Origin of the sequence: Mesorhizobium sp. M1A.T.Ca.IN.004.03.1.1, from assembly GCF_003997555.1 — a bacterium.
GTDB lineage: Bacteria > Pseudomonadota > Alphaproteobacteria > Rhizobiales > Rhizobiaceae > Mesorhizobium.
This window is the reverse complement of record NZ_RZTV01001109.1, coordinates 1-235: the sequence shown is the minus strand read 5'-3', so window position 1 is coordinate 235 and position 235 is coordinate 1. Positions and strand designations below refer to the sequence as shown.

General features: G+C 59.1%; 1 protein-coding gene. It reads left to right on the top strand.

Annotation, left to right across the window (positions count from 1 at the left end; all coding sequences use genetic code 11):
* A partial coding sequence (locus tag EOD29_RS35115) for a dihydrodipicolinate synthase family protein (RefSeq protein ID WP_206520631.1) occupies positions 1 to 232 on the top strand: 232 nt, incomplete at its 5' end.
* Positions 233 to 235 lie beyond the last annotated feature (3 nt).

The following is a 235-nucleotide window of genomic DNA, read 5'->3' as shown; positions in this document are numbered from 1 at the left end:
CGACAAGGGCCGCGCGATCATGATGGCGATGCTTCCGCTCATGGACTTCCTGGAATGCGGCAAGTTCGTCCAATCGATCAAGCACGGATGCGAGTTGATCGGGCTGAATGTCGGATCGGTCCGCGCGCCGCTGCGTCCGCTCAATTCCGAAGAAAAGCGAACCCTTCAGACCGTCGTCGCCACATTGAAGCGCACGGTCGCCCAGATCACGTCGGGAGCCAATTATGCATGAACC